This is a genomic window from Erythrobacter westpacificensis, assembly GCF_039542285.1.
Taxonomy (GTDB): domain Bacteria; phylum Pseudomonadota; class Alphaproteobacteria; order Sphingomonadales; family Sphingomonadaceae; genus Alteraurantiacibacter; species Alteraurantiacibacter westpacificensis.
This window is the reverse complement of the sequence record NZ_BAABHV010000010.1, coordinates 41,487-66,507: the sequence shown is the minus strand read 5'-3', so window position 1 is coordinate 66,507 and position 25,021 is coordinate 41,487. Positions and strand designations below refer to the sequence as shown.

25 protein-coding genes are annotated in these 25,021 nt (G+C 66.1%); 7 read left to right on the top strand and 18 right to left on the bottom strand.

Annotated elements, in window-relative coordinates:
• Position 1: 1 nt before the first annotated feature.
• Genes ABFX23_RS08290 through ispG form a run of 4 tightly spaced genes read right to left on the bottom strand, consistent with a single transcriptional unit; the run spans position 2 to position 3,130 of the window.
• Positions 2 to 505 carry a retropepsin-like aspartic protease family protein gene (locus ABFX23_RS08290; protein ID WP_346032627.1) on the bottom strand — a complete coding sequence of 168 codons (504 nt, stop codon included), beginning with the start codon at positions 503 to 505 and terminating at the stop codon, positions 2 to 4.
• A gap of 42 nt (positions 506 to 547) precedes the next feature.
• Entirely contained in the window at positions 548 to 1,441 is an 894-nt protein-coding gene (locus tag ABFX23_RS08285; RefSeq protein WP_346033033.1) for a histone deacetylase family protein, read from the bottom strand.
• A gap of 34 nt (positions 1,442 to 1,475) precedes the next feature.
• Positions 1,476 to 1,994, bottom strand: coding sequence for a thioredoxin family protein (locus ABFX23_RS08280; protein WP_346032626.1), 519 nt, complete (start codon positions 1,992 to 1,994; stop codon positions 1,476 to 1,478).
• Positions 1,991 to 3,130, bottom strand: coding sequence for a flavodoxin-dependent (E)-4-hydroxy-3-methylbut-2-enyl-diphosphate synthase (ispG, locus tag ABFX23_RS08275; protein ID WP_346033032.1), 1,140 nt, complete (start codon positions 3,128 to 3,130; stop codon positions 1,991 to 1,993). The genes ABFX23_RS08280 and ispG overlap by 4 nt, the downstream gene beginning before the upstream one ends.
• A gap of 176 nt (positions 3,131 to 3,306) precedes the next feature.
• On the opposite strand from ispG, the gene ABFX23_RS08270 reads away from it, so the two are divergent.
• From ABFX23_RS08270 to ABFX23_RS08260, 3 genes are read left to right on the top strand one after another with little or no spacing between them, the layout of a single operon-like run.
• Entirely contained in the window at positions 3,307 to 4,602 is a 1,296-nt protein-coding gene (locus ABFX23_RS08270; RefSeq protein WP_346032625.1) for an MFS transporter, read from the top strand.
• A gap of 53 nt (positions 4,603 to 4,655) precedes the next feature.
• Positions 4,656 to 5,669 (top strand): CorA family divalent cation transporter, encoded by a 1,014-nt coding sequence (locus tag ABFX23_RS08265; protein WP_346032624.1) that lies wholly within the window; start codon positions 4,656 to 4,658, stop codon positions 5,667 to 5,669.
• 28 nt (positions 5,670 to 5,697) lie between these two features.
• A complete protein-coding gene (locus ABFX23_RS08260) occupies positions 5,698 to 7,452 on the top strand; it encodes a cation:proton antiporter domain-containing protein (RefSeq protein ID WP_346032623.1) in 1,755 nt (584 codons plus the stop codon).
• Between the two features lie 9 nt (positions 7,453 to 7,461).
• Here the strand turns inward: ABFX23_RS08260 and ABFX23_RS08255 are convergent, their stop codons facing one another.
• From ABFX23_RS08255 to ABFX23_RS08220, 8 genes are all read right to left on the bottom strand, one after another.
• Complete coding sequence (locus ABFX23_RS08255) at positions 7,462 to 8,709, bottom strand: sensor domain-containing phosphodiesterase (protein WP_346032622.1); 1,248 nt, start codon at positions 8,707 to 8,709, stop codon at positions 7,462 to 7,464.
• A gap of 61 nt (positions 8,710 to 8,770) precedes the next feature.
• Entirely contained in the window at positions 8,771 to 9,292 is a 522-nt protein-coding gene (locus ABFX23_RS08250; protein WP_346032621.1) for a GNAT family N-acetyltransferase, read from the bottom strand.
• Positions 9,289 to 10,179, bottom strand: coding sequence for an RDD family protein (locus tag ABFX23_RS08245; protein ID WP_346032620.1), 891 nt, complete (start codon positions 10,177 to 10,179; stop codon positions 9,289 to 9,291). Before ABFX23_RS08245 ends, ABFX23_RS08250 begins: the two co-directional genes overlap by 4 nt.
• Positions 10,176 to 11,225, bottom strand: a complete 1,050-nt coding sequence (locus tag ABFX23_RS08240; RefSeq protein WP_346032619.1) for a stage II sporulation protein M — start codon at positions 11,223 to 11,225, stop codon at positions 10,176 to 10,178. The genes ABFX23_RS08245 and ABFX23_RS08240 overlap by 4 nt, the downstream gene beginning before the upstream one ends.
• Complete coding sequence (locus ABFX23_RS08235; protein ID WP_346032618.1) at positions 11,225 to 12,586, bottom strand: DUF58 domain-containing protein; 1,362 nt, start codon at positions 12,584 to 12,586, stop codon at positions 11,225 to 11,227. Before ABFX23_RS08235 ends, ABFX23_RS08240 begins: the two co-directional genes overlap by 1 nt.
• 5 nt (positions 12,587 to 12,591) lie before the next feature.
• Positions 12,592 to 13,569 (bottom strand): AAA family ATPase, encoded by a 978-nt coding sequence (locus ABFX23_RS08230; RefSeq protein WP_346032617.1) that lies wholly within the window; start codon positions 13,567 to 13,569, stop codon positions 12,592 to 12,594.
• The gene (locus ABFX23_RS08225) at positions 13,566 to 14,810 is read right to left on the bottom strand and encodes a DUF4350 domain-containing protein (RefSeq protein ID WP_346032616.1); all 1,245 of its coding nucleotides are present in this window, start codon (positions 14,808 to 14,810) and stop codon (positions 13,566 to 13,568) included. Before ABFX23_RS08225 ends, ABFX23_RS08230 begins: the two co-directional genes overlap by 4 nt.
• Positions 14,807 to 15,466: a hypothetical protein gene (locus ABFX23_RS08220; protein WP_346032615.1), complete on the bottom strand. Its 660-nt coding sequence runs from the start codon at positions 15,464 to 15,466 to the stop codon at positions 14,807 to 14,809. Before ABFX23_RS08220 ends, ABFX23_RS08225 begins: the two co-directional genes overlap by 4 nt.
• Before the next feature lie 79 nt (positions 15,467 to 15,545).
• Between ABFX23_RS08220 and ABFX23_RS08215 the strand changes: the two genes are divergently transcribed.
• Positions 15,546 to 17,111 carry a tryptophan halogenase family protein gene (locus ABFX23_RS08215; RefSeq protein ID WP_346032614.1) on the top strand — a complete coding sequence of 522 codons (1,566 nt, stop codon included), beginning with the start codon at positions 15,546 to 15,548 and terminating at the stop codon, positions 17,109 to 17,111.
• A gap of 7 nt (positions 17,112 to 17,118) precedes the next feature.
• Here ABFX23_RS08215 and ABFX23_RS08210 read toward each other — a convergent pair whose 3' ends face one another.
• Entirely contained in the window at positions 17,119 to 18,015 is an 897-nt protein-coding gene (locus ABFX23_RS08210; protein WP_346032613.1) for a prephenate dehydratase, read from the bottom strand.
• 119 nt (positions 18,016 to 18,134) lie between these two features.
• Between ABFX23_RS08210 and ABFX23_RS08205 the strand changes: the two genes are divergently transcribed.
• On the top strand, positions 18,135 to 18,803 hold the full coding sequence (locus ABFX23_RS08205) for a c-type cytochrome (RefSeq protein ID WP_346032612.1): 669 nt from the start codon (positions 18,135 to 18,137) through the stop codon (positions 18,801 to 18,803).
• Between the two features lie 33 nt (positions 18,804 to 18,836).
• On the opposite strand, the gene ABFX23_RS08200 is transcribed toward ABFX23_RS08205, so the two are convergent.
• From ABFX23_RS08200 to ABFX23_RS08190, 3 genes are all read right to left on the bottom strand, one after another.
• Positions 18,837 to 19,505, bottom strand: a complete 669-nt coding sequence (locus ABFX23_RS08200) for an RlmE family RNA methyltransferase (protein WP_346032611.1) — start codon at positions 19,503 to 19,505, stop codon at positions 18,837 to 18,839.
• Complete coding sequence (locus ABFX23_RS08195) at positions 19,505 to 20,686, bottom strand: Ppx/GppA phosphatase family protein (protein WP_346032610.1); 1,182 nt, start codon at positions 20,684 to 20,686, stop codon at positions 19,505 to 19,507. The genes ABFX23_RS08200 and ABFX23_RS08195 overlap by 1 nt, the downstream gene beginning before the upstream one ends.
• A 97-nt stretch (positions 20,687 to 20,783) precedes the next feature.
• Positions 20,784 to 21,593, bottom strand: coding sequence for a sterol desaturase family protein (locus tag ABFX23_RS08190; RefSeq protein ID WP_346032609.1), 810 nt, complete (start codon positions 21,591 to 21,593; stop codon positions 20,784 to 20,786).
• A gap of 52 nt (positions 21,594 to 21,645) precedes the next feature.
• Between ABFX23_RS08190 and ABFX23_RS08185 the strand changes: the two genes are divergently transcribed.
• Complete coding sequence (locus ABFX23_RS08185) at positions 21,646 to 22,227, top strand: TIGR04282 family arsenosugar biosynthesis glycosyltransferase (protein ID WP_346032608.1); 582 nt, start codon at positions 21,646 to 21,648, stop codon at positions 22,225 to 22,227.
• Positions 22,224 to 22,946 (top strand): glycosyltransferase, encoded by a 723-nt coding sequence (locus ABFX23_RS08180; protein ID WP_346032607.1) that lies wholly within the window; start codon positions 22,224 to 22,226, stop codon positions 22,944 to 22,946. The genes ABFX23_RS08185 and ABFX23_RS08180 overlap by 4 nt, the downstream gene beginning before the upstream one ends.
• On the opposite strand, the gene ABFX23_RS08175 is transcribed toward ABFX23_RS08180, so the two are convergent.
• Both ABFX23_RS08175 and ABFX23_RS08170 read right to left on the bottom strand, forming a co-directional pair.
• The gene (locus tag ABFX23_RS08175; protein ID WP_346032606.1) at positions 22,906 to 23,940 is read right to left on the bottom strand and encodes an SDR family oxidoreductase; all 1,035 of its coding nucleotides are present in this window, start codon (positions 23,938 to 23,940) and stop codon (positions 22,906 to 22,908) included. The two genes, ABFX23_RS08180 and ABFX23_RS08175, sit on opposite strands and share 41 nt — an antisense overlap.
• On the bottom strand, positions 23,934 to 24,983 hold the full coding sequence (locus ABFX23_RS08170; RefSeq protein ID WP_346032605.1) for a methyltransferase domain-containing protein: 1,050 nt from the start codon (positions 24,981 to 24,983) through the stop codon (positions 23,934 to 23,936). The genes ABFX23_RS08175 and ABFX23_RS08170 overlap by 7 nt, the downstream gene beginning before the upstream one ends.
• Between the last annotated feature and the right edge of the window lie 38 nt (positions 24,984 to 25,021).

The window sequence follows — 25,021 nt, the reverse complement described above, 5'->3', positions numbered from 1 at the left end:
GCTAGTTCTCCAGCACCATGCGATCGTCGGCGATGCGCACGTTGCCGATGGTTTCCAGGAACGACTGGCCGAGCAGCGATATGCCAAGCCCCTCGGGAATGATGATCGCGCGTACGTCCTGCGCTTCAAAATCGCCGAGGCGCATCCGAGGTAGGGTGGTGTTGACGCCGTAGACCGCGCCGCTGGCACCCTGCGCCACCGGCGCGACCTCGTTCTCGTTCCAGTAAAGGCCCATGGCGAGCGCGTCCTCACCCGTCAGTGCCACCACGCTGGCGCCGGTATCCACCAGCATCCGCGAAGGCACGCCGTCCACGGTGACATCGGCGTAGAAGTGCCCGTCGCGCTCGCGCTCCAGCGCGACTTCGTGGCCCCAGCCCGTGTTCGTCACCTGTTGCGCCGCGCCGAGCGTCAGTTCGCTCTCCTGCGCAGCCGCAGCTTCGCTTGCCAGCTCCTGTTCCACCTGCATGGCGGGCACGGAGAAACCGATGGCGAGGCCAACGATCATTACACAGGCGAATGGCAGGCGCATGTCCATATGCGCGACAGGTTAGCGGCGAGGTATTGCCACGGGGTAAAGGCGGTTCTCGTCCGCCATGGCCAGCATGGAGGCGGCATGGCGCCGGGCAACGGCACGCTGGTCTGCCCCGTAGCCCCCGCCAAGGGCGCTGGCGACGGGCAGGCAGCGCCTGCGGGCCTCAGCCACAACAAAGCGATCGCGCCGCTCCAGCCCCGCGTCCGTCAGGGCCAGCCGGCCCAGCTTGTCCTCCCCGTGCGGATCGACGCCCGCCTGGTAGAGCACGATATCGGGCGCGAAACTCTCGATCAGCGGCGGCAGTTCGCGTTCGAGGACGTCCATGTAGCCGTCGTCGTTCAGCCCGTCGGGCAGGCCCACGTCGCGGTTCGAACGGGCCTTGCGCGCCGGGAAGTTCTTCTCGGCATGGATGGAGAGGGTGAACACGTCGTCGCGCAAGGTGGTGAGGCTGGCCGTGCCGTCGCCCTGATGCACGTCGAGATCGACGATTAGCACCCGGCTCGCATCGCCCTCTGCAATCAACCGGTTGCTGGCCACCGCCAGGTCGTTGAACACGCAGTAACCCGCGCCGGTGTCGTGCAGCGCATGATGGCTGCCCGCGGCACTGTTGGCCGCGTAGCCGTGCTCCATCGCCAGTTGCGCGGCGAGCCAGGTGCCGCCGTTGGTATGGCGCACGCGGCTGGCAATGTGCGGCGTGACGGGAAAGCCGATGCGCCGCTCCTTCTCGCGCGGCACGGTGCTTGTGAACACCTGCTCCACGTAGTCGGGACAATGCACCGCCTCCAGCCACTCGCGCGGCATGGGATCGGGCGCATGTTCGGTGACGGGCGCCTTGCTGGCCCGCAATTCCTCCATCACGAGGTAGTACTTGTCGAACCTGAAAGTGCCGCGCTCGGGCTGCGGGGCCATGTAATCGGCGTGGTGGACGACGTGGAGCAATGCCTCAGCCAGCGTCGGCCCAGTCTTGCAGCGTGGCCAGCACCTCTGCCGAAGTGCGGCTGGCCGAATTGCGCCAGCTGACCGCGTCCTCCTGCGAATTGAGAAGTTGCCCTTCGCGGTCCAGCACCAGCACGTTGGGCGTGCCTTCGGGCGTGACGCCGAACCGCTCTGCCACGTCGAGATTGAAGCCGTCGCCCGTGTGCGGCAGGCCGACGTCGATGGTGACGACCTCGTAGTGGCTTTCCAGCAGGGCAGCGAGTTCGGGTTCCATCAGGTAGCTCGCCAGCGCGCGGCTGTCGTGGCACCAGTTTGCGCCCATCACCACGAGGACGAGGGTGTCTTCAGATTGCGCCGTCGCCAGCGCGGCATCGACGGCGGCGTGGGCATCGACGGAGGGATCGAAAATCGCGCCTTCGGGATGGCTCATCGCCGCCGGACCGGCAGTGTCGTGCGTCGCGGTGGAGGCGCAGGCGCTCAGCGATGCTACGGCAACCAGCGCGGCCAGCGCTCCCTTGCCGATCATTCGGCGGCCTCTGCATGGGGATCGAAGGCCGTGGCGGTGCCTGCCTCGATCTGCGCGGCCTTTTCCTCCACCAGCTTCACGATGTGGTCGAGCATGTCCTCGCTCTGCACGTGGTGGTCGGTCACGCCGGAGAGATAGACCATGTGCTTGCCAGCGCCGCCGCCGGTGATGCCGATATCGGTCTCGCGCGCTTCGCCGGGGCCGTTCACCACGCAGCCAAGGACGGAAAGGCTCATCGGCGTCTTGATATGCTCCAGCCGCGCTTCCAGCGCCTCCACCGTGCGGATAACGTCGAAACCCTGCCGCGAGCAAGAGGGGCAGGAGACCACGCGAACGCCGCGCGTGCGAAGTCCCAGCGCCTTCAGCATCTCGAAGCCCACGCGCACTTCCTGTTCCGGCTCAGCCGAGAGCGAGACGCGAATGGTGTCGCCGATGCCCGCCCACAAAAGGCTGCCGATGCCGATGCTTGATTTCACCGTCCCGCCGATCAGGCCGCCCGCCTCGGTAATGCCGAGATGCAGCGGGCAATCCACCGCTTCGGCAAGGCCATGGTAGGCCGCGACGGCCAGGAACACGTCGCTGGCTTTCACCGCCACCTTGTATTCGTGGAAATCGTGGTCCTGCAGCAGCTTGATATGGTCGAGCGCGCTCTCGATCAGTGCCTCGGGGCAAGGCTCATCGTATTTCTCCAGCAGGTCTTTCTCAAGACTGCCAGCGTTCACGCCGATGCGGATCGCGCAGCCGTTGGCTTTCGCGGCGCGCACCACTTCGGCCACCCGCTCAGACGAGCCGATGTTGCCGGGATTGATGCGCAGGCAGGCCGCGCCCTTGTCGGCGGCTTCCAACGCGCGCTTGTAGTGGAAGTGGATGTCGGCGACGATCGGGATGTTCGCCGCTTTCGTGATCTGGTCGAAGTTCTCGGTCGCTTCTGCCGTGGGGCAGGATACGCGGATGATATCCGCGCCTGCATCCTCGCAGCGGCGAATCTGGTCGATCGTCGCGCCCACGTCCTCGGTCGGCGTGTTCGTCATGGTCTGCACGGTGATCGGCGCGTCGCCGCCGACCGGCACGTTGCCGACCATGATCTGGCGGGACTGACGGCGCTCTATCATGCGCCAGGGGCGAACCTTGGAAATGGCGTCTGCGGACATGGGCAGGGATATAGGCGCGCTTCGATGAAGGAGCAATGACAGGCTCTGGGCCATGTTCGCTGCCGCAATTTGACTTCACCGGCCTTTCGGGAGACATTCGCGGCACATTGCGGGTCGCACGGACACTTTCGAAGGGGCGAAAGATGTTTGCGAACCCTTGCATGACGGACAATCGCCCGATGCGCCTGTCGACGATTCTCGTCCTTTACCTTGCGCAGGGCATTCCCATCGGCCTGCTGGAATTCGCGATCCCCGCCTGGATGGCCGCGAGCGGCGCGACGGCGGGAGAGGTCGGCTACGTCATCGGCATGGCGGCGATCCCGTGGAGCCTGAAATTCATCAACGGCGCGCTGATGGACCGGTATGCCTACCTTCCCATGGGGCGCCGCCGGGCGTGGCTGATCGCCTCGCAGGTGGTGATGATCGCCAGCCTGCTGGTCTGCGCGCTGCTGGAGCCGGGCCCGCGCGACGAGGTGCTGCTGGGCGCGATCGCCTTCGTCGTCAGCCTTGCCGTGGTGTTTCAGGACGTGGCCGCCGATGCACTGGCCGTCGACATCTGCGATGGCAACGAACGCGGCTACGCGGGCGGGATCATGGCGGGCGGACAGGCGCTGGGCATCGCCATCACGGCTTCCATCGCGGGGCTGATCATCTACCGGTTCGGCGTGGGAGCGGGGTATATCAGTGCCGCCGTCGCCATCATCTTCATCACCGCCTACCTGGTCTGGGTAAGGGAGCGGACCGGCGAACGCCGTCTGCCCTGGACCGAAGGCTTGGCATCGCCGGAATCCCTCGCCGTGCAACCCGATAGCTGGGTGGAGCTGGTGAAATCCGCTTTCCGCTACATGTTCCGCCGTGACAGCCTGATCTGGTCTGCCTCGATCTTCCTGCGCGGGATGGGATACGGCACCATGGCCGTCGCAGTACCGCTGATCGCGGCCAATTACGCGGGCTGGAACGAGGCGCAGCTGGGCGTCGCCAACGGGACGGCGCAACTTGCATCGGCCATCGTCGCCATCACGCTGGGCGGCTGGCTCTGTTCGCGCATGGGCGCAAAGCCGTTCCAGATCGTGACCTATGGCCTGTTCGCGCTTGTCATCGCTGCCATCGCGTTTGGCGAGCCGCTGTGGGACCAGGGCTGGATGATCTGGTTCATCGCGGTCGGCTGGACGGTGATGTACAATCTGGTGGGCACCGGCAACGGTGCGATCAACATGGCGTTCTGCGAGCCGAAGACCGGGGCGACGCAGTTCTCGATCTACATGGCCTTCGTGAACCAGGGCACCAGCTTCGCCGGGTTCTCCTTCGCGTTGCTGGCCGGCTTTGGCGGCTTGCAGGCCCCGCTGTTCTTCCTCGCCATCGGGATCCTCGTCGCGACGGGGCTGACCGTCCTCATCACCATTCCGGCGGACCACGAGGAACCGCTGATTGCGGCCGAGCGAGGCGCGTCCGCCTGACCGCCTTCGTGCAGCGATGACAGCAGCGTACAATTGCGGCATGGAAGGCAGCGATGGACGAACCCGACACCGTTTCCGCACCCGATTGCCCCGACGACCACCCTCTGCTGTTCGCCCGCGTGCTGGACGGCGTTGGCGCAGGTCGCCCGCTGGAGTGGGCGGAGGCGCGTAACTGGCAGCCCTCGCAACCGGGCGAAGTGCTGTGGGTGCACCTGTGCCGCAATCGCCCCGGCGTGATGGAGTGGCTGGAAGAACTGGACATCCCCGAGCCGACGCGTGAACTGCTGGTGAGCGACCGCACCCGCCCGCGCGCCTTTCGCGAAGGCAATACGCTGGTCGCCACGCTGCGCGGCATCAATTTCAACCCCGGTGCGGAGCCGGAGGACATGCTTTCGATGCAACTTTGGTGCGACGGCACGCGCCTGCTCACCTTGCGCCGCCTGCCGCTCCAGACCCCGCGCCGCGTGCTGGCCATGATCGACCGGCGCGAGGCCGGGCCGACGGATGCTGGCGCGCTGATCACCGAGCTGACCGAGGCGATGATCAACCGCATGAACCGCTCCATCGTCGACATGAACGAGCATATCGACGAGCTGGAAGAGGCGGAAGCAGACGACGACGCGGAAGAGATGCTGGAGAAGATCGCAATCATCCGCCGCAATTGCCTGGGCCTGAAACGCCACATGGGCCCGATGCATGAAGCGCTGGAAGCGATTTCAAAGTACGCCCCGCCGTGGTTCGAGGAGCACGACCGGCGCGAGATCGCCGAGTCGATCGACCGGCTGCGGCGCTACCTCGAAGATCTCGACATCAGCAAGGAAAGCGCCGTCGTGCTGATGGACGACATTCGCGGGCGCTCCATCGCCCGCAACGAGCAGGCGACCTACCTGCTCACCATCGTTGCAGGCATTTTCCTGCCGCTGGGCTTCATCACCGGGCTGCTTGGCATCAACGTCGGCGGGATGCCGGGGGTGGACGATGGCGATGCCTTCTGGATCGTGGTTGCCCTTTGCGCAGGCATCCTTGCAGTGCAACTGGCGCTGTTCTGGAAATGGAAATGGCTTTGAGAATGGTCGCAGGGCAGGGGGCTGACTGATGGAAGAACACCACGCCGGACTGATGCTGCGCGATGCCATGCTGATGCTGGGCTTCGCGATGGTGGCCGTGCTCGCCTTTCGCCGCGCAGGGCTGGGGGCGACGCTGGGCTACCTTGTCGCGGGCGCGCTGCTGGGACCGCATGTTCTCGGGCTTGTCGGCAATGCCGAGGAAATGGCCGAGGTCGCCGAGCTCGGCATCGTCATGCTGCTGTTCGTTGTGGGGCTGGAACTGTCCCCGGCGCGGCTGTGGCGGCTGAAAGGCGCGATTTTCGGGCTGGGGCTGGCGCAGGTGACGACCTGCGGGCTGGCGGTGACGGCCACGGTGCTGGCGCTGGCGGGCTATCCCTGGGCCGCCGCGCTGGCGATCGGCCTGCCGCTGGGCCTGTCCTCCACCGCGCAGGTGCTGCCGATGCTGCAATCCGGCGGCAAACTGCGCACGCCGTTCGGCGAGCGGGCCTTTGCCATCCTGCTGTTCCAGGACCTGTCGATCATTCCCCTCATCACGATTGTCGCGGCACTGGGCAGCGGGGCCGAGGACGGGCCTTCGGGCTGGATGCTGGGCGTGCTGACGCTGGTCGCCGTCGTCGGGCTGGTAGCCGCAGGACGGCTGCTGATCCGCCCGCTGTTCAGCCTGATCGGCACGCTGGGAGAGCGCGAGCTGTTCATCGTCGCGGCCCTCTTCACCGTGCTGGCAAGCGCGGTGGTGATGGAAGCGCTGGGCCTTTCCGCCGCGCTGGGGGCTTTCATCGCCGGGGTCATGCTGGCCGACACGCGTTACCGCCACGAACTGGAAGCCGATATCGAGCCGTTTCGCGCGATCCTGCTGGGACTGTTCTTCGTCGCCGTTGGAATGATGCTGGACATCGGCGTGATTGCCGAGAACCCGCTGTTCGTGATCGGTTTCGCGGTGCTGCTGATTGCGGTGAAGGCGGCCATCATCATGGGGCTGGGCCTGCTGCTGAAGATGCGCTGGCGAGCCGCGCTGGCGCTGGGCCTGCTGCTGAGCCAGGGCGGCGAGTTCGCCTTCGTGCTCTACACCCAGGCGGTGCAGGGCGGGCTCATTTCCATTGAGCAATCGAGCCTGTTCGGCGCCATTGTCACCCTGTCCATGGCGGCAACCCCGTTCCTGATGATCGCCACCCGCAAGATCCGCCAGGAACCTAAACGGGAAGGCGGAGAGCGCGAAGGCCCGCACGACGAGGGCGCCGGCGCATTGGTGGTCGGATTTGGCCGCTTCGGGCAGACGGTGGCGCAGACGCTGCTGGCGGGCGGGCTTTCCGTCACGCTGATCGACAGGAACGACGCGCAGATCGACACCGCGGAGGATTTCGGCAGCAAGGTCTACTACGGCGACGGCACGCGGCTGGACTTGCTGCGCCAGGCGGGTGCGGCGGACGCGCAGCTTATCATGTTCTGCATGGACGAGGTGCCGGGCCGCGAATTCATTGATTCGGTTGCCGAGACGTTTCCCAAGGCGACGATTTATGTCCGCGGGTTCGACCGCAAGAGCGTGATCGCGCTGGCGAACAGCAAGGCGGAATACGTCGTGCGCGAAGTCTACGAAAGCGCGCTGGCCGTGGCGCGCATGGCGCTGGAAAACGTCGGGCTGAGCGAACGCGAAATCGACGAGGCGGAGACGACCTACCGCGAGAACGATCGCAAGCGCATGGACTTGCAGATCGAGGGCGGGGATATTTACGCGGCGAAGGAAATGACCCGCCAGCAGCAACGCGCACTGCGCGGCGAGAGCTAGGGAAGCCTCTTATCCCATCGCCACGCCGAGCAGGTGCTGCTGCGCGGCGACCACGGGCAGTGGACGTGCGAACAGGTAGCCCTGGCCGTAGTCGACGCCAAGGTCCTGCATCACCGCGCGCTCGGCCTCGGTCTCGATGCCTTCCGCCACCAGCTTCGCGCCGATATCGCGGGAGAACTGCACCATGGCGGCAGCGATGGCGCGGCGCGCGGGATCGCTGTCGCAATCGCGGGTGAGGACCATGTCCATCTTCAGGATATCGGGACCCAATTCGATCAGGTGGCGCAGGCCCGCATAGCCAGTGCCGACATCGTCGATGGCGATTTTTGCAAAGGGCTTCAACGCCTCGATCTCGCGGGCAAGGGCGGCGTAGTCGTCCACAAGCTGATGCTCGGTCACCTCGATCACGAGGTTGGTCGCCTCCGATTGCTCGAGCACCTGGCGCAGGGTGCCGGACATGATCGTTTCGGGCGACGCGTTGATCGCGGCGTAGATGCCTTCGGGCACCTGTCCCACCGTTTCCAGCGCGCAGCGCACGGCGGTCATTTCCAGTTCGCTGCCCAGCCCGGTTTTCTCCGCATCGTCGAACCACGCCTGCGGCCCGCGCTTCGTCAGGTCGGGGAAGCGGGCGAGGCATTCCACGCCCACCGGCTTGCCGCTTTTCAGGTCGTGGATCGGCTGCTGGAACATGGTGACGGCGTGGCCATCGAGCATCGCCTCCACCCGCCGGCGCGCCTGGCGCAGCATGACGTCTTCTTCCAGCGAGGCCTCGATCCGCTCGGCCGCAAGGCCGGCAAAGCTTTTCAGGATGGCAAGGTCACGCGGGGTCAGCGTGCGGTCGGGCTTGCGGCCAAGGGCGCAGAAACTGCCCCACACCGTGCCATCGGCAAGGCGTAGCGGCGTGTTGATGTGGCAGCCCACGGGCAGGAAATCGGTAATCGCCAGTTCCCGCGTCATGGGATGATCGGCCGGGTCCTGGATCAGCTCCGGCAGGCGGCCATTGAGGATGTGCCAGCAGTAGCTTTCCTCCCGGTTCTCGCGAAAACCGGGGCCCATCGGCAGGCCCAGGTCGGTGCTGACGTGGGTGAGTTCGCGCTGCTCGTCCTCCACGTAGCGGGAGACGAAAGCGATCTCCACGCCGAGGTGCCCCCGAACGGAAGAAAGGATGCGGTCTATTCCCGGATTGTTGACCAGTTCATCGGCCAGCGGGCGGGCAGGAGCCTCGAAGGCCGGCAATTTCAGTGCGACGTTTACCATTGCCTCGGGATATGACGAGAAAGCCCTAAGGCCCTCTTAACCCAAATCGTCTTTGTGGCCGCTAAAGGCGCAATTCGTAGAGAAATTCCGCATCGCGCTGTTCGCCGACCCAGAAGCCGATGTCTGCAATTTTCGTAAAGCCATAGCGCTGATAGAACCTCTGCGCGCCCGGATTTTCGCTGTAGACCGATAGCTGGATGGCATCGCACCCGCGCTGCCGGGCAAGGGCAAGGCACCATTCCATCAGCGCCGCGCCCAGCCCTTCGCCGGTGCGGGCGGGATCGGTGTAAAGCTGGCCGAGGCAGAGCGGGCGGCGCGCATCCGAATGCTCAGCATAGGGGCTTTCGTACTTCACCTTGATAAAGGCGCTCAGCGGTTCGCCCGGCGCATCCTGCGTCAACTGGTGGCGAATGCCGGGATCGGCAATTTCCTGCGCCACGGTCTCGGGCGAATAGACTTCGCGCAGGAACGGTTGCAGGTCTTCGGGGCGATAGAGGTGCTCGAACGAATGGCAGAAGCTGTCACGCCCCAAACGGGCAAGCGCCTCGGCATCGTCCGGTGTCGCGTCCCGCAATATCGTCATGAATACTTGTCCCGCTTGCGCTTGCCGAAGCGCATGTTGCCTTCCAGGTGGCCACGCAGCGCGGCATAGAACGCCTCCAAGAATTCGCGCTCGTCACCGCTGCCAAGCTGCCAGCCGATCTTGCCGGTAATGGCCTCGGCCACCTCGCGCAGAGCCTCTGGCCGGTCGTCCCGCAAGACTTTTTCCAGCACCTGCAATTCGTGCTCGCCGTAGACGAACAGTTCGGCCTCCCCGAAGCGGTAGGTGTCCTGCCTGTCTGGGGCGAGCGACATGGCTTCCTTCAGCTTCGCGCGGCTGGCTTCCACCACCCAGGTTCCGGCAACGATGTCACCAGCGCGCAGGGCATCCTTGTTGAAGAAGGGAAACAGCACGAAGACGGCAAGCCAAACGAACGCCGCCCAGCCCGCAACGCCTGCCTCCTGCCCGCCGCCCAGCAGGAAGAACAGCGGCAGGAACACCTCCACGTCGCGCACCAGGTTGCGGGCGATCACCATTTCCGCAGTCAGCCGTCCGCCGTCCCGCGCCGCAACACGCAGGCCCACCAGCCGCTTGCCCGGCGTGGCGGCGCGGGGGCCCAGTTCGAACCAGAGGAAATAGCCGTATCGGGCAAGGAACATGAAGAGGATGACCAGGACCATCACCCCCTGCATCACCGGGTTCGTGTCCGGCCTGGAACCCATGTCGAACAGGCCCAGGCCGATGGCGGACAAGGTGACGAGCACGACGATGGTGCCCACCACCAGGATAACGAGGTCGAGGATCAGCGCGCCTGCCCGTGCCCCCTTGCTGCCCACGGTCAGCGGCAGCGAAAGCCCCTCCAGCGTCACCAGCGTGCGGGCGCGTTTCGACAGGCCTGCTTGCATCGCGGTTCGTGGGGATGCCGTCATGTCTCGCGCTCCTTCGGGGCGGGCATGGCGGCGAAATAGACGATCCACACGGCCAGCATGGTCCCGCCGATGGCAAGGCGCGAGGGCGTGTCGCCCACCAGTTGCCGGACGTATCCTTCCAGCAGGCCCGCCACGATCAGCATGATCGTGCAGCCCGCCATCACCTGCGCCGCGCGCACGCCAGCGGTCTGCATCGCAGCGAGGATGGAGCGGTCTCCCGGAAAGGCCATCGTGCGCCCGACGTGCAGGCCCGCCGCGCCCGACAGCAGGATTGCGCCCAGTTCGGTCGTGCCGTGCACGCTCAGCCAGGCGGCAAAATCGAGGCCCATGCCGGCTTCCTGGAACACCCAGAACATCGCCCCCAGCAGGGCAAGGTTGTAGACCAGCAGCAGCAACGTGGGCACGCCGAAGGCAAAGCCAAGCGCAAAGGCCATGATGCAAACGCCGGTGTTGTTGGAGAACAGGTAGGCCGCGAACACGCCGAGCCCGTCCGAATTTTCCGCCGTGCCGAGGGTCTCTCGCAAGGTGGCAGGATCGGCACCGGGCGCGCGGCCACCGGCCATGCCGCCGGGCACCAGCGAATAGTACCAGCGCTCGTCCTGGTCGACCAGCAGCCAGCCAACGATCGTGCCTGCCACCATCACGGCAAAGGCAATGCAGATATCCAGCCAGATGGCGCGCACCGCCGCGCTCCACCCTCCGCCAAGGAAGCGGCGCAGCCAGCCCATCAGCCCGATGCGCGGGCCATAGACCTGGAACCATGCCCGCCGCACCAGCGATTCGAGGTAGGCGAGCGTGGCTGCATCGAGCGAGGTCTCGCGCGCCACGGCGAGGCTGGAGGCGGTCTTCCGGTAGAGTACGGGCAGTTCGAGCAGGTCCTCGTCACTGATGCGGCGCGGGCTGTTCTTTTCCAGCGCGGTGACGATCCGGTCCAGCCGCTGCCATTCCACTTCCCTTTCCAGCCGGAAACGGTCGGAACGCAAGGATGCCACCTCGATATCGGCGGGCGGTTCGATCTCCGCTTTCCTGAACAGTGCCAGCACCATCAGCCGATTGCCTCCGCCCGCTTGGTTTCGAGGTAGAGGTCGATCAGGCGGTAGCCGATCGCATCGTGCGGCGCCTCGATCACGTTCACGCCCAGCCGCTTCAGCCGTTGCAGCACCAGTTGCCGTTGGCGCGCCAATGCATCGGCGTTCACCGCCACGGCGAGGTCGCCCAGCGTATCGGGTTCGGCCGTGGTGAGTTCCTCCAGTTCGGTGTCCACCATGGTGACGAAGATCACGAGATGGTGGCGCACCAGCCGCTCCACGCTCTCTACCATCAATTCGGCGGAAGTCGGGTCGGAGAAATCGGAGAACAGCACGATCAGGCCGCGGCGCTTCAGGCGCGCTGTCAGGGTGGCCAGCGCGAGCGTGAAGTTTGGCTCTCGCGCGGTGTAGTCGAGATCGCCCGCTGCGCTTTGCAGCCGGTGGAAGGCGCGGGTGTCGGTGACGAACGGGGTCATCATCTGCGGCTGGTCGGCAAAGCCGAAGAGGCTCACCTTGTCGCCGCCTTTCAGCGCCACGTAGGCGGCCATCAGCGCGGCGGAAACGGCGCGGTCCAGCCGCGGGAGGCCATCGACCGGCTCGATCATCGACTGGCCGCAATCGAAAGCGAAGACGATCTGGTTGTCGCGCTCCGCCTCGTTCTCGCGCGCATAAAGCGCGGTGTGGCGGGCGCTGGCTTTCCAGTCGATGCGGCGGCGATCCATGCCGGGCTCGTACTCGCTCAGTGCCTCGAACTGGGTGCCTTCGCCGCGAATGCGCCGGGCGACGAGGCCGAACTGGCTGTCGCGCAGGAAGCTTTGGAGCACCGGGGAACGGACGGGCGAAAGGTCCGGCCACACCCGGATGCGGGCATCGAGGCGGGTGTGGACATGCCGCACGGCAAGGCCCAGCGGCCCCGGCCAGCGCAGCCACAGGTCGTGCAACTCGCCGGGCCCGCGGCGGATGGGCGCAATCTCGCCTTCGCCTGCGAACATGCCCGGCTTCCCGGTCGGTTCGAGCCGGAAGGTGGCCGCGCCGCCTTCTCCCAGTCGCGGATCGAAGCCGAGCGCGGCTTCGGGCGCGGGAGCATCGCTGTCGCGCTCGATCTCTGCCTCCACGCGGATCGGCGTCGGCTGGCCAACCTCGGCATCGCTTGGCGCATCGCAGGAAAAGCGCACCAGACTCCCCGCCAACCATCCGTCGACCACCGTCAGCAGGAGCAATGCCAGCGCCGCCGCCGGGGCGACCACCCATGCGCCCGGCGCCGTCGCCGCGATCACCGCCGCCACCGGGGCGAGCAGCGCCAGCAGCACCAGTGTGCGCGGCGTGGGCACGATGGGCACGGCAGGCAACCGGGCCAGCAGGGCGCGCAGACGGTTCATCGAGCTTAGCGCGGTGCCTCGGTCTGCTCGACGAGGTCGGCTACCAGATCTTCCACCTGCTTGCCCTCGATCTCCGCCGCAGGAGACAGCAGCAGGCGATGGCGCAGGCAGGCGGTGGCGAGCGCCTTCACATCGTCGGGAATGACATATGCGCGCCCTTCCAGCGCGGCGCGGGCGCGACCGGCATTGGCCAGCAGCACGGCGGCGCGTGGGCTGGCCCCGCTAGCGATATCGGCATTCTCGCGCGTGCCGCGCACCAGTGCGACGCAGTAGTTCACCACCTCGTCCGACAGGGTGACGTCCTTCACCGCAGCCTGCGCGGCGGAAATCCGGCCCGCATTGGCAACCCGCTCTATTCCGAAATCGAGCGGACCCTGCGGCCCGGCGCGCTCGCCGAAACGCTTGACGATGCGCACCTCCTCTTCGGCGCTGGGGTAGGGCACCAGCAGCTTGAAGGCGAAACGATCGAGCTGTGCTTCGGGCAGCGGATAGACGCCCTGGTTCTCGATGGGGTTCTGCGTGGCGACCACCATGAAGTTGTCTGACAGCGAATGCGTTTCCCCGTCCAGCGTCACGCGGCGTTCCTGCATGGCTTCCAGCAGGGCGGCCTGCGTCTTGGGCGGGGTGCGGTTGATCTCGTCCGCCAGCAGCAGCTCGCGGAAAATGGGCCCGCGCGTCAGGGTGAACTGGCTGGTCTGAAAGTTGAACAGGTTGGAGCCGAGGATATCGCCCGGCAGCAGGTCCGGCGTGAACTGGATGCGACCGAATTCCATGCCGGTGGCATGGGCAAAGCACTGCGCAAGGAATGTCTTGGCCGTTCCCGGCGGGCCTTCCAGCAGCACGTGCCCCTGCGCGATCAGGGCGATCAGCAGGTGTTCGACCACCTCGTCCATGCCGACGATGGCCTTGCCCACTTCGGCGCGGATTACATTGGCCATTTCCGCGGTCTGTTCCAGCGTCATGGTCGCAGGGGTGTCACTCATTGTGTCAGCGTCCTTTCAAATGTCCGTAGTCGCCGTGCCGCGCGCAGGATGTCGCGCGGTTTTTCGGCATCGCGCAAGTCGGCGGCAAGGCGGGAGAATTGCTCGCCATCGTGGCCGCGCCGGTGCAGCGCTTCATCGATAGCCACTTCGCGGGCGTCGGTTTCGGCATCGCCCAGGCCAAGCGCATTCGCCACGCGCCGCCCGACCATGTCTTCGTATGGCCGCTTCAAAAGGTGCCAGCGCTTCACCCGCTGCACCAGCGCCGCACCGTTGCGCGCCAGCTGCCGCTTGCCCTGCGACACCGCCGGAGCCTCAGCCACGGGCGGGCCGAACCGGCGAAACGCGCGCCAGCCGATCACCAGCGCGGCGAGCAGCAAGCACAGCGTCGCGGCAAGGAACGGTGGCCGGAAAGCCAGCGTCAGCAGGTTTTGCGCTGCGCCAAGGCCGTTGAGAGAAAGGTCGAAGCGGATCGGCATGTCCTCGCCCAGCGTGGCTCGCTCCACCAGTTGCAGCGCCACTTCTGCCCGCGCCCGGTCTGCCATGCCGTAATTGTTCACAAGGTCCGGCTCGAACACCACGATGACGGGCCAGGGATCGTAGTCTTCGCGTTGCACCAGTTCGGCGGCGAGCACGTCGCCCTCGCTATCCGTCAAAAGCGCGCGGAACGTGTTTTCCTCGTCGGAGGTGAGAGCCTGGACCTGCGTTTCGTCAGGCAGGTCTCCCGAGCCGCCCAGTCCCTGCCAGCCGCCGGTCTGTCCTACGTCCAGGCCAGCGCCTTCGGCAATCTCGATCTGATTAAACCACAGTGGCGACGTCGCACCCAGCAGCATGACCCAGCCATCCTCGCTCTCGACGTCCTCCACATCCGGCACGGGCATGGCGATCCACTTCGGCAGGACGACAAGCGTGGGCCCCATTCCGCCGTTCATGCGCTGATCGAGCAGTTCGCCGAACTCTTCCGGGCTGGTCATCAGCGGCGGGGTGAGGACCTGCAGGCCGTATTCGCGCATGTCCGCCGGATTGCGGGAGAGCGTCACGTTGCGGCCCGTCCGCTCCAGCAGGGTGACGAGGCCGGAAAATCCGTTCAACCCGTTCGCCGCCGCGTGATTGCCGCCATTGCTTTCCTCGCCCCCGGTCCAGCCCTGGCCCAGCGAATAGAGGAACAGCAGGAAGGCCAAGGCCCCCACCGCCAGCAGGGCCAGCACCGTGCCGGGACGGAAGGGGCTGGTCCGCCGGCTCATGCGACAATCGCCTTCCGCGCCAGCGCGAAATCGGCATAGGCGGCGCGGGCGGCCTGCCAGTCGGCCTCCTCCAGCTTGCGCAGGGCGAACAGGCTGCGCTCCACCGGAGCGGCGATCAGGGCGAAGGCCGTGCGCGCCGCATCGGGCAGTCGCGCTTCGGCGGCCAGTTCGCGCGCGGTGCTGCTCGGCTCCACCAGGTCGGGCCGCGCTTCGGCGATCTGGCTGACGGAGCGCTTTAGCAAAAGGTGCGTCGCTTCATCGAACTCGCCCGCCGCTGCCAGCCGGTCCGCCTCCTCCAGCAGGGCCAGAGCCTCGCCCTCGCGCGGCGTCCATTCGGGCTCTTGCGAGGCTTCTTGCTTGCGCCGTGCAAAGCCGGGCCCGAAGGTATCGTAGAGGAAATAGAGCACGGCCAGCACAGCCGCGCCGATCAGCACCCACATCAGGACCGGCCAGATATCGACCAGCGCATTTCCGACCGGGCTAAGCATTTCGCCCAGCCAGCGGATGAATTCGGTCAGCCAGTCGGGTGGCGGCTCCTGCTCCGGCACCTGCACCGGAGCGAACTGGATATCGCCGTCGGTCTGCAGCTCCCGCCATGCCGATGCGAAATCGTCCGTCCCTGCGGGCGGGGTGGGGGTGGCTTGACCGGTCGTCACAAGTGCTTGGATACACGGGCAGGCAGGTGACGCAACGCCTCCATTGCAAGGCTGCCAACAAATCCGCAAAAGGATGCGCATGACGCAGATTGCCAAGAACGAATACGCGCTCCAGTCCCCGCGAGAAGAGCGGGTGCGCAGGGTGCTGGTGGTGGGCGGCGGCTCCTCCGGCTGGATGGCGGCGGCAGTGCTGGCCACGGCGCTGGCGCGCGATGTCGAGGTGCGGCTGGTGGAGAGCGAGGCCATCGGCATCGTCGGCGTGGGCGAGGCGACGATCCCGCCGATGCAGAAGTTCAACCGCTTCCTGCAACTGGACGAGGCGCGCTTCGTTGCCGAGACCAATGGCACGTTCAAGCTGGGGATCGAGTTCCACAACTGGGGGCGCGTGGGGGACAGGTACCTGCACCAGTTCGGCGCCGTGGGGCGCGAGATCGACGCGCTGGTGAAACTGCATCACTGGTGGCTGCTGGGCCTCCAGGCGGACGACGGTGCGGACTACCCCGAATGGCAGGAATGCCACGTCGCCTACCACGCGGCGCAGCAGAACCGTTTTGCCCCCTCGGGCCCAAAGAAGGGCGACCTGCAGAACCGCTACACCCATGCCTATCATTTCGACGCGCACCTTTATGCAGCGCACCTGCGACAGGTGGCGGAAAGCCGGGGCGTCAAGCGGATCGAGGGCATGATCACCGGGGCTGACCGCGATGGCGAGAGCGGCTTCGTCCAAAGCGTGACGCTGGAGGATGGCCGGGTGCTGGAGGCCGACCTGTTCATCGACTGCTCCGGCTTCCGTTCCCTGCTGCTGGGCGGGGCGCTGGAAGAGCCGTGGACAGACTGGTCGAAATGGATCCCCTCGGACCGCGCGCTGGCTGTGCCCTCTGCGCGGGCGGAAGGCGCGCTGACGCCCTACACGAAAGGTATCGCCCATCCGGTCGGCTGGCAGTGGCGCATCCCCCTGCAGCACCGCACCGGCAACGGCCACGTCTTTGCCAGCGCCTTTTCCAGCGAGAGCGAGGCGGAGGAGCGTCTGCTGGCGACGCTCGATACGAAGGCGCTGGGCGAACCGCGCCTGGTGAAATTCCGCACCGGGCGGCGCGAGCGACCATGGGTGGGCAACGTGGTGGCCGTGGGCCTGTCCTCGGGCTTTCTCGAACCGCTCGAATCGACCTCCATCCATTTCGTGCAGAGTTCGCTCGAGCGGCTGGTGGAGCTGTTCCCGACCCGCGCGATGGACCCGGAGCTGCGCGACCAGTTCAATGCCCGCACCCGCCTCGAATGGGAGCAGGTGCGCGATTTCATCATCGCCCACTACAAGCTGACCGAGCGCGAGGATTCGGAATTCTGGCGCTACACCCGCAACATGGACGTGCCCGATACGCTGGCGCAGACGCTGGACGTGTGGCGTGCGCGCGGGCACCTCGCCGTGGATGGCGGCCACCTGTTCCAGATCGGCAGCTGGGCATCCATGCTGATCGGCCAGCGCTCCCTGCCCCGCGGCGTGCACGCGCTGGCGGATAGGGCCGATCCTGCGGAAATCGCCCGGATGGTGCGCCGGATTGCAGCAGACTGTGCCGCCGCCGCCAGCCGCCTGCCGCTGCACGAGGAGTTCATCGCGCACAATTGCGCGGCGAAGGCCGCTGCCTGACGGGCGATCAACCCCTCTGGCGAGCCAGCGGATAGGTGCCGAACATGCGCACCCCCTTGCAGTGGAACGCTAGCTCTTCCATCGCGCGGTCCACTGCCGGATCGCCCGGCGCGCCGATGATATCCGCGTAGAACATGGTGGCGGCGAAGCTGGCGCCCTTCTGGTAGCTTTCCAGCTTCGTCATGTTGACCCCGTTGGTGGCCAAGCCGCCCATCGCCTTGTAGAGCGCGGCGGGGATGTTCTTCACCTCGAACACGAAGGTGGTCAGCGTTTCCTGCCCCGCCAGCGTTGCCGGATCGAGCGCCTCGCGCGCCAGCACCACGAATCGGGTGGTGTTGTCGGCAGCGTCCTCCACGTTCTCATCCACGATCTTGAGGCCGTAGAGATCGGCGGCAAGTTTGGGCGCGATGGCGGCGAATTCCGGGTCACCAAGCTCGGCCACATGGGCGGCGGCGCCAGCGGTATCGGCATGGCTGAGCGGGACGATGCCACGCTCCTTGAGGTAATGGCGCGACTGGCTGAGCGCGTGGGGATGGCTGAACGCACCCTTGAACGGTCCCTTGTCATCCAGCGCCATCAGCGAATGCTCGATGGACAGGAAATGCTCGCCCACGATGCACAGTTCGCTTTCGGGCAGCAGGAAATGGATGTCGGCCACGCGCCCGGCCTGCGAATTCTCGATCGGGATCATCGCGCAGGAAGCGCGCCCTTCCTCCACCGCCTCGATCGCCGCGGCGAAGCTGAAGCAGGGCAGCGGCAGGGCATCCGGGTCCCATTCGTTGACGGCGCGATGCGAATTGGCACCGGGCGCGCCCTGGAAGGCGATGGCGCGTGCCGGGTCCTGCGCTGCGGCAGCATGCATTGACTCGACCATGGCGAGGGCGGGAGCGGGATACGATTCCATAGGGCGAAAGTCGGTAGCGAGGCCGTAGCCCGGCGACAAGCGCGCATACGCCCTTGCGAAGCGCGCCCATGGGCACTAGAGCGCGACCGCATAGATTCTAACCGGCAGAAATAATCGACATGAGCAACACCAACACCATCTTCGGCTGGGTTCTCGCCAGCGGTATCGTGGCCTTGGGCCTCAACTCGGTCAGCGACAAGCTTTTCTCCAGCGAAGTCGAGGAATTCGGCTACGTGATCGAAGCTGCCGAGGAAGGTGCCGCGGCCGATAGTGGCCCCGATTTCGCCACCCTGCTGGCCAATGGCTCTGCTGCCGCCGGTGAAGCCGTGTTCGCCAAGTGCGTTGCCTGCCACACGATCGAGCAGGGCGGTGCGAACGGTATCGGCCCGAACCTCTACGGTGTGCTGGGCACCGGCATCGGTGAACACGCGCCGGGCTTTGCTTACTCTTCCGCTCTCGCCGACAAGGGCGGCACCTGGGATTACGCGGCGATGGATGCCTGGCTTGCCAGCCCGCGCGCATTTGCCAACGGCACGAAGATGAGCTTCGCCGGCCTCTCCAGCGCCGAAGATCGTGCCGACGTGACGCTTTACCTGCGTGAATACGGTGGCGGCCCGCCGCTGCCCGAACCCGTCGCCGAAGTCGATGTGGAAGGCGAACTGGATGGCGCGGGCGAAGGCCCCGGCCAGACCGAAGGCGCGCCTGTCGATCCGGCGGAAGCGGCTGGTGCAATGGGTGACGAACAGCCGGTTTCGGAAGATTCGCCGCTGGTGAACACCGGCGAATAATCGCCGCGCTATTCGGAACAACGGGGCCGCGCCCTAAGCGTCGCGGCCCTTGAAATCCTGCGCCACGACGTACCACTCGCTGGAACCCTTGCGGCTGGCGGGTGGCTTGGCGTGCTTCACGCTTTTGAAGTGCTTTTTCAAAAGGTCGAGCAACTCGCGGTCCGTCCCTCCGGCAAAGCCCTTCGCAATGAAGGCACCGCCCTTTTCCAGCACTTCCACGGCGAACCAAGCTGCCGCTTCCACCAATGCCATGGTGCGCAGGTGGTCGGTCTGTTTGTGGCCCACGGTATTGGCCGCCATGTCCGACATCACCAGGTCGGGCGCGCCGTCCAGCGCTTCGGTAAGAGCCGCGGGCGCGGCATCGTCCATGAAATCCATCTGGAAGATGGTGACGCCCTCGATGGGATCGGTTTCCAGCAGGTCGATCCCGACTATCGCGGCCCGGGGCGCGCGGCGGCGCACCACCTGCGCCCAGCCGCCCGGCGCGATGCCGAGGTCGACGACGCGCTTCGCGCCCTTCACCAGGCCGAACCTGTCGTCCAGCTCGATCAGCTTGAAAGCCGCGCGGCTGCGATAGTCCTCGTCCTTTGCGCGCTTGACGTAGGGATCGTTCAACTGCCGCTCCAGCCACCGCTGCGAGCTGGCCTTGCGCTTCTTCCCGCTCTTCAGGCGGCGCTGCGAATCCTGTCCTGCACGGGCCATCAGTTTGCCGCTCCCGATTGTTTCAGGCGGCGAAGGGCGGCCTGCGTTTCCATGCCCTCGGCATCGGCGGCCATCAGGCTGCGCAGAATGCCCTCGCGAATGCCGCGATCGGCAACGCCCAGCCGGTCTGCGGGCCAGATTTCCAGGATCGCTTCCAGTATCGCGCATCCGGCAACCACCAGGTCTGCCCGGTCGGAACCGATGCAATCGAGCTCGCTGCGTTCCTCGGGCGACATCGCCGAAAGCCGCTGCGAGATATCGCGCATGGAATCGGACGGCACGATCAGCCCGTCCACCGCCTTGCGGTCGTACTGCGGCAGGCCGAGATGAACGCTTGCCAGCGTCGTCACCGTGCCGCTGGTGCCCAGCAGGCGCTGGTCCGGTGCCTTGTGCTCCTCGATACGCGCGGCAAATTCGGTGAAGCTGTCGAGAACGAGCTGCTTCATCTTCGCATAGCGGACAAGGCGGCCTTCGTCGTCGTCGGGCTCCTCCCCAACCGTTTCCGACAGCGAGACCACGCCCCACGGCACGCTCTGCCAGTCGAGGATGCGCGGCACGGGCGCGCCCGGTTCGATCAGCACCAGCTCGGTGGAGCCGCCGCCGATATCGAAGATGATGGCAGGGCCGATGCCGTCTTCCAGCAGGATGTGGCAGCCCAGCACGGCGAGCCGCGCCTCCTCCTGCGCGCTGATGATATCGAGCACGATGCCGGTTTCCTCGCGCACACGCTCTATGAATGCCCCTCCGTTCGATGCGCGGCGGCAGGCTTCGGTGGCGACCGAGCGGGCAAGGTGGACGTTGCGCTTGCGCAGCTTGTCGGAACACACCTTCAGCGCGCCCAGCGCGCGATCCATTGCGTGATCGGACAGCCTGCCTGTCTGCGCCAAGCCTTCGCCCAGCCGCACCACGCGGCTGAATGCGTCGATCACCACGAAATTCTCTTCGTTGGGGCGCGCGATCAGCAGGCGGCAGTTGTTGGTGCCAAGGTCGATCGCGGCGTAGGCCTGCTTGTAGCTTTTGTGTGGAGGGCGGCGCCAGTTGCGGGAATCCCGCTGCGTCCTGCCATTGTGATCGCCGGAACTGCTGTGCTGGCCATTTCGATTGTTCTGGCGCCCTGTCTGCCCCTGTGGCGCCGCTTTCCTGGCCTTTTCGCGTCGGTCCGGCGGATTGATATCCGCCATAACTGGTATGCTTTCGTCTATTCTATAACCCGCCCACGCGGACGGAACCTGGTTACAGGCTATACCAAGCGGGGAAGGGGCACAAGTCGGCAGGATTTCAGGATGTTCCCGGCGCGTGGCGATAGTTGTTGGGCGCGAAGGGCGCTTCCAGCGCGGGGAGCAGGGCAATGTCGCGCGTCGCCGCCGGGTCGTCCACGCCGATAACGATGGCCTCCTGCCGCACGTCGGCGCGGAAGGTGCCGTGCAGCCGGTCCCACAAACTGAAGCCGGAGGTCCAGTTGGAATCCATCTCGTCCAGCTTCTGGCTGTGGTGGATACCGTGCATCCTCGGCGTCGTGATAACGGTGCTCAGTGCCTCATCCACGCCTTTCGGCAAGCGCAGGTTGGAATGGTGGAACAGCACCGAGCCGAGGAAGAATCCGCGCCAGATATTGTGCGTGGCGGGGTCCGCACCGGAAAGGCGAACCTGCAGCATCCGCATCGGGGTCGACACCAGCATGTCGATAGCGTGGAAGCGCACTGCCGTGCTCATGTCGAGATCGGGATCGACGTGGTGGACCCGGTGGAAACGCCACAGGAACGGCACCTTGTGGGTGGCGACGTGCCACAGGTAATAGGTGTAATCCATCAGCAGAACGGCGGCGAAGCGCCCCGGCCACCCGCCGATCAGGTGCTGGAGGCCGCGTCGCTGCCGCCTGTTCTCCTGCGCGATGGCCTCCGTGATCGGCGCTTCGCTGGCCATGATCACGGCCTGGCACGCCGCGCCCATCGCGGCGTTGCGGGCAAGGCGCGGCAATTCCTTGCGCGTGCGCTGGCGCAGCGGACGGGCACGCTCAGCCAGCAGGAGAGCGCCGACCGCGGCCCCTGCCACGGCGATGCCGGTAATTTTCGAGAGACGGGAAGCCATGCGTCACATTGAGCCATCGCTTCCGGCGCGTCCAGCAGTTACAGCGACGGGCATGGACGTGACACCGAAGATTGCCCTGTTCGCCAGGTATCCGACTGCCGGAAAGGCGAAGACGCGGCTCGCCCCGCTGCTGGGCGATGCGGGCGCGGCGCGAGTCCACCGGCGGCTGGTCGAGCGGACGCTGGCGACGATGCGCGAGAGTGGTTTGCCGTTCGTGGTCCACCATACTGGCGCAAGTGCTGCGGATTTTGCCGAGTGGCTGGGCGACGACGTGCCGCTGGTCGAACAGGGCGAGGGCGACCTTGGGGCGCGGTTGTCGCAGGTTGCACCCCCGGCGATCCTGCTGGGCGCGGACATTCCGGCACTCACGGCAGATCACCTCCGCGCTGCCGCTCGGGCGCTGGAAGAGGTGCCGGTGGTGATCGGACCGGCCACCGACGGTGGCTATTACTTGCTAGGCTTCACGCAGGCCGTCCCGCAACTTTGGCAGGACATGCCGTGGGGCACCGACTCGGTGCTGGCAGAAACGAAGCGCAGGCTCGATGATCTGGGTATCGCTTACAGCTTGCTCGAGGAACTCGACGACTGCGATCGACCGGAAGATCTTGCCCGGTGGCCGGAACTGACGGCGTGAGCGACACCTGCCTGCTGATCCCGACGCTCGACGAGGAGAAGGCGCTGCCGGCGCTGATTGCGAAGGTCGCCCGCCTCGATCCCCGGCCATCGGAAGTGTTGCTGGTGGATGGCGGCAGCGAAGACGCCACCGTTTCGCTGGCGCGCAAGGCAGGCTGGCATGTGATCGAAGCCGACCGGGGTCGCGGCGTGCAGATCAACACCGGCGTGGCGGCGGCGCGCGCGACGAACGTCTGCGTGCTGCATGCCGACACCGTGCCGCCGGTCGACATGGTGGCGGTGATCGAAGAGGTGCTGGCGGACCCGAAGACCTCGCTCGCCGGGTTCACGCCGATCATCAGGGGCAGGAAGACCCGTTGGGGCACCACGGCGCACAACTGGGCCAAGACCTGGTACGCGCCGCTCCTTTTCCGCCCCTCGCTGTTCCTTCGCGGCGGGCGGCTGCTGTTCGGCGATCACGCGATGTTCTTCCGCCGTGGCGATTTCCTGGGCTGCGGCGGCTGCGACCCGGCGGCCAAGGTGATGGAGGAAGCGGACCTGTGCATCCGCATGACAGAGCTTGGCCGCGTGCGGATGGTGCCGCGCACCATCGAGACATCCGACAGGCGCATTGCCGAATGGGGCGGCCTGAAGGCGAACTGGATCTACCTGAAGGTCGGATTCCTGTGGGCCACGGGCGCTAGGCAGCGGCTTGAGCGGCACTACCCCGACGTTCGTTAGGCAGGTATCCCCTCGCTATCCCGTGGGCGATCAGCCGGTCGAGCCAGGCTCTGTCCGTTACCGGGCATTCCAGCCCAGTCACGGCGCGGAACTGGCTGTCGTCGAAGCGGGGGTCGCGGGTGAAATAGGCACCGAAAGTCGCCATCATCCGCTCCAGCAGCATCCTTTCCGCCGGACGCAATGCCTGCGGATCGAAAGCCGCAGGGTCGACCACTTGCGGGTCGGGGAAATGATCCACGCGGGATACGCCGTGCGCCAGTTCGGCGGCGGGCGTCGGGCTGTTCGTGACAAGGTGGAAATAGCCGCCCTGCGCCGCATCGAAACGCTCTGCCAGCAGCGCGATGCCTTCCGCCACGTGGCAGAGGGGCACCAGGTTCAGCGTCGAGGATTCGCGCGCCGGAAAGGTGCCCACCTTGCCGCGCGCCATCAGGCGAAAGACGTTGCAGAGCGAGGGAAAATCGCGGATCGCGCCGTTCTCGAAGTCGCCCAGCACGATTGAAGGACGCGCCACGGCGAAGGGCACGCCGCTGGCTGCCACCACGGCCTCGGCCAGCGCCTTGCTCTCCTCGTAATTGTTGGTGAACTGCGTGCCCTCCGGCACAGGCCCCTCGGCAATCGCGCCCTCGCGGGTGCCGCTGACATAGGCTGTGCTGACGTGGAGGAAGCCAGCACCCGCAGCCGTGGCAAAGTCCAGCGCGTTGCGCGTGCCCTCGATATTCACCGCCGCCAGCACTTCGCGCGGGGCATCGAATTCCAGGCTGGCGGCGCAGTGGATGACGAGATCGATATCGTGCTTTGCCGGGTCGAGGCCCATCAGCGGCGCGATGACGTCGCCTGAAACCACATCGATCCCCTCGACCAAGGCACCGTCATTCCCACGCACCTCGCGCGTCTTGCGCACCATGGCCGTCACCTGCGCGCCGCGCGCCGACAGCCGAGCGCAGAGTTCGCCGCCGATCAGACCGGCGGATCCGGTGACGAGGACTTTCAGCAACAGGGCGCTTCCGACTTGGCGGGGTTCGCATCGGACTGGCCGAAGGGCACGGCCGATCCGCAGCCGGGAAAGACACCGAAGTGCTTCGAGAAATTGCCGATGAAGTCGAAATGCGGCGCGAAGCGGGTATCGCACAGCATCATCCAGGTGTTGCCGCACACCGGGAAGACCCGGCCCGCCTCGATGGCGTGGTGGGCGTCGAGTTCGAAGACCTTCTCGTGCTCAGGCACGGTGCCCTGATAGATCACGGCCTGCCCGTAATCCTCGCACTGCGGCTCCAGCCCATCCAGCTTGAACAGGCGGTAGGTGGCGGAGACGAAATTGATGCCCGCCAGCTTCTCTGCAGCCTCGGCATCGTTGATGCCCAGCGGTCGATCGGTCACGAGGCGCGGATCGGCGAAGCCTGCGGCCTTGGCGATCCGGTCGAAATCGCCCCAGTAGAGCGCGCCCGACAGGCATTCGCCGTGCAGCACGGGGTCGTCCAGCAGGTGCGCAGGCACGCGGCGGTCGGCATAGACGTCGGAAAAGTAGATTTCCCCGCCGGGCTTCAGCAACCTGTGCGCGGCGCGGAACACGGCCTCCTTGTCGGCGACAAGGTTGATGACACAGTTGGAGACGATCACGTCGAAGCTTTCCGGCTCCAGCCCCAGTTGGTCCAGCTTCTCGATATCGCCTTCGACGAATTCGACATTGGCATAGCCGAACCGCTCTGCGTGCCAGTCCTTGTGGGCATTGGCGACGGCCAGTTGCTCCGGCGTTGCATCCACTCCGATGACGGAGCCCTCCGGCCCGACCAGCTGCGCCAGCAGGTAGGCATCCTGCCCGCTGCCCGAACCGAGATCGAGCACCCGGCACCCTTCCAGCGCCTGCGGCACCACGAGGCCGCAGCCGTAATAGCGCGCCTTCACCTCTTCGTGCACGTTGCGCAGCGCTTCTCGCACGCTGGGGGAGGGCATCTCGAAAGTGCAGCACGCATCGGTGCGCAGGTCGGACGAACCTTCCAGAACCTTGCCGTAATAGTTCTGCGAATTCTCGAGGTTCATGAAACTTTATCTCCGTGGGGACCGAAAGGATGCATGGA

What these genes read in the sequence shown, in the direction of transcription:
- ABFX23_RS08290 (WP_346032627.1), bottom strand. Translation starts at nt 505, where the DNA reads ATGATCGTTGGCCTCGCCATCGGTTTCTCCGTGCCCGCCATGCAGGTG.
- ABFX23_RS08285 (WP_346033033.1), bottom strand. Translation starts at nt 1,441, where the DNA reads ATGGCCCCGCAGCCCGAGCGCGGCACTTTCAGGTTCGACAAGTACTAC.
- ABFX23_RS08280 (WP_346032626.1), bottom strand. Translation starts at nt 1,994, where the DNA reads ATGATCGGCAAGGGAGCGCTGGCCGCGCTGGTTGCCGTAGCATCGCTG.
- ABFX23_RS08270 (WP_346032625.1), top strand. Translation starts at nt 3,307, where the DNA reads ATGACGGACAATCGCCCGATGCGCCTGTCGACGATTCTCGTCCTTTAC.
- ABFX23_RS08265 (WP_346032624.1), top strand. Translation starts at nt 4,656, where the DNA reads ATGGACGAACCCGACACCGTTTCCGCACCCGATTGCCCCGACGACCAC.
- ABFX23_RS08260 (WP_346032623.1), top strand. Translation starts at nt 5,698, where the DNA reads ATGGAAGAACACCACGCCGGACTGATGCTGCGCGATGCCATGCTGATG.
- ABFX23_RS08255 (WP_346032622.1), bottom strand. Translation starts at nt 8,709, where the DNA reads ATGGTAAACGTCGCACTGAAATTGCCGGCCTTCGAGGCTCCTGCCCGC.
- ABFX23_RS08250 (WP_346032621.1), bottom strand. Translation starts at nt 9,292, where the DNA reads ATGACGATATTGCGGGACGCGACACCGGACGATGCCGAGGCGCTTGCC.
- ABFX23_RS08245 (WP_346032620.1), bottom strand. Translation starts at nt 10,179, where the DNA reads ATGACGGCATCCCCACGAACCGCGATGCAAGCAGGCCTGTCGAAACGC.
- ABFX23_RS08240 (WP_346032619.1), bottom strand. Translation starts at nt 11,225, where the DNA reads ATGGTGCTGGCACTGTTCAGGAAAGCGGAGATCGAACCGCCCGCCGAT.
- ABFX23_RS08235 (WP_346032618.1), bottom strand. Translation starts at nt 12,586, where the DNA reads ATGAACCGTCTGCGCGCCCTGCTGGCCCGGTTGCCTGCCGTGCCCATC.
- ABFX23_RS08230 (WP_346032617.1), bottom strand. Translation starts at nt 13,569, where the DNA reads ATGAGTGACACCCCTGCGACCATGACGCTGGAACAGACCGCGGAAATG.
- ABFX23_RS08225 (WP_346032616.1), bottom strand. Translation starts at nt 14,810, where the DNA reads ATGAGCCGGCGGACCAGCCCCTTCCGTCCCGGCACGGTGCTGGCCCTG.
- ABFX23_RS08215 (WP_346032614.1), top strand. Translation starts at nt 15,546, where the DNA reads ATGACGCAGATTGCCAAGAACGAATACGCGCTCCAGTCCCCGCGAGAA.
- ABFX23_RS08210 (WP_346032613.1), bottom strand. Translation starts at nt 18,015, where the DNA reads ATGGAATCGTATCCCGCTCCCGCCCTCGCCATGGTCGAGTCAATGCAT.
- ABFX23_RS08205 (WP_346032612.1), top strand. Translation starts at nt 18,135, where the DNA reads ATGAGCAACACCAACACCATCTTCGGCTGGGTTCTCGCCAGCGGTATC.
- ABFX23_RS08200 (WP_346032611.1), bottom strand. Translation starts at nt 19,505, where the DNA reads ATGGCCCGTGCAGGACAGGATTCGCAGCGCCGCCTGAAGAGCGGGAAG.
- ABFX23_RS08195 (WP_346032610.1), bottom strand. Translation starts at nt 20,686, where the DNA reads ATGGCGGATATCAATCCGCCGGACCGACGCGAAAAGGCCAGGAAAGCG.
- ABFX23_RS08190 (WP_346032609.1), bottom strand. Translation starts at nt 21,593, where the DNA reads ATGGCTTCCCGTCTCTCGAAAATTACCGGCATCGCCGTGGCAGGGGCC.
- ABFX23_RS08185 (WP_346032608.1), top strand. Translation starts at nt 21,646, where the DNA reads ATGGACGTGACACCGAAGATTGCCCTGTTCGCCAGGTATCCGACTGCC.
- ABFX23_RS08170 (WP_346032605.1), bottom strand. Translation starts at nt 24,983, where the DNA reads ATGAACCTCGAGAATTCGCAGAACTATTACGGCAAGGTTCTGGAAGGT.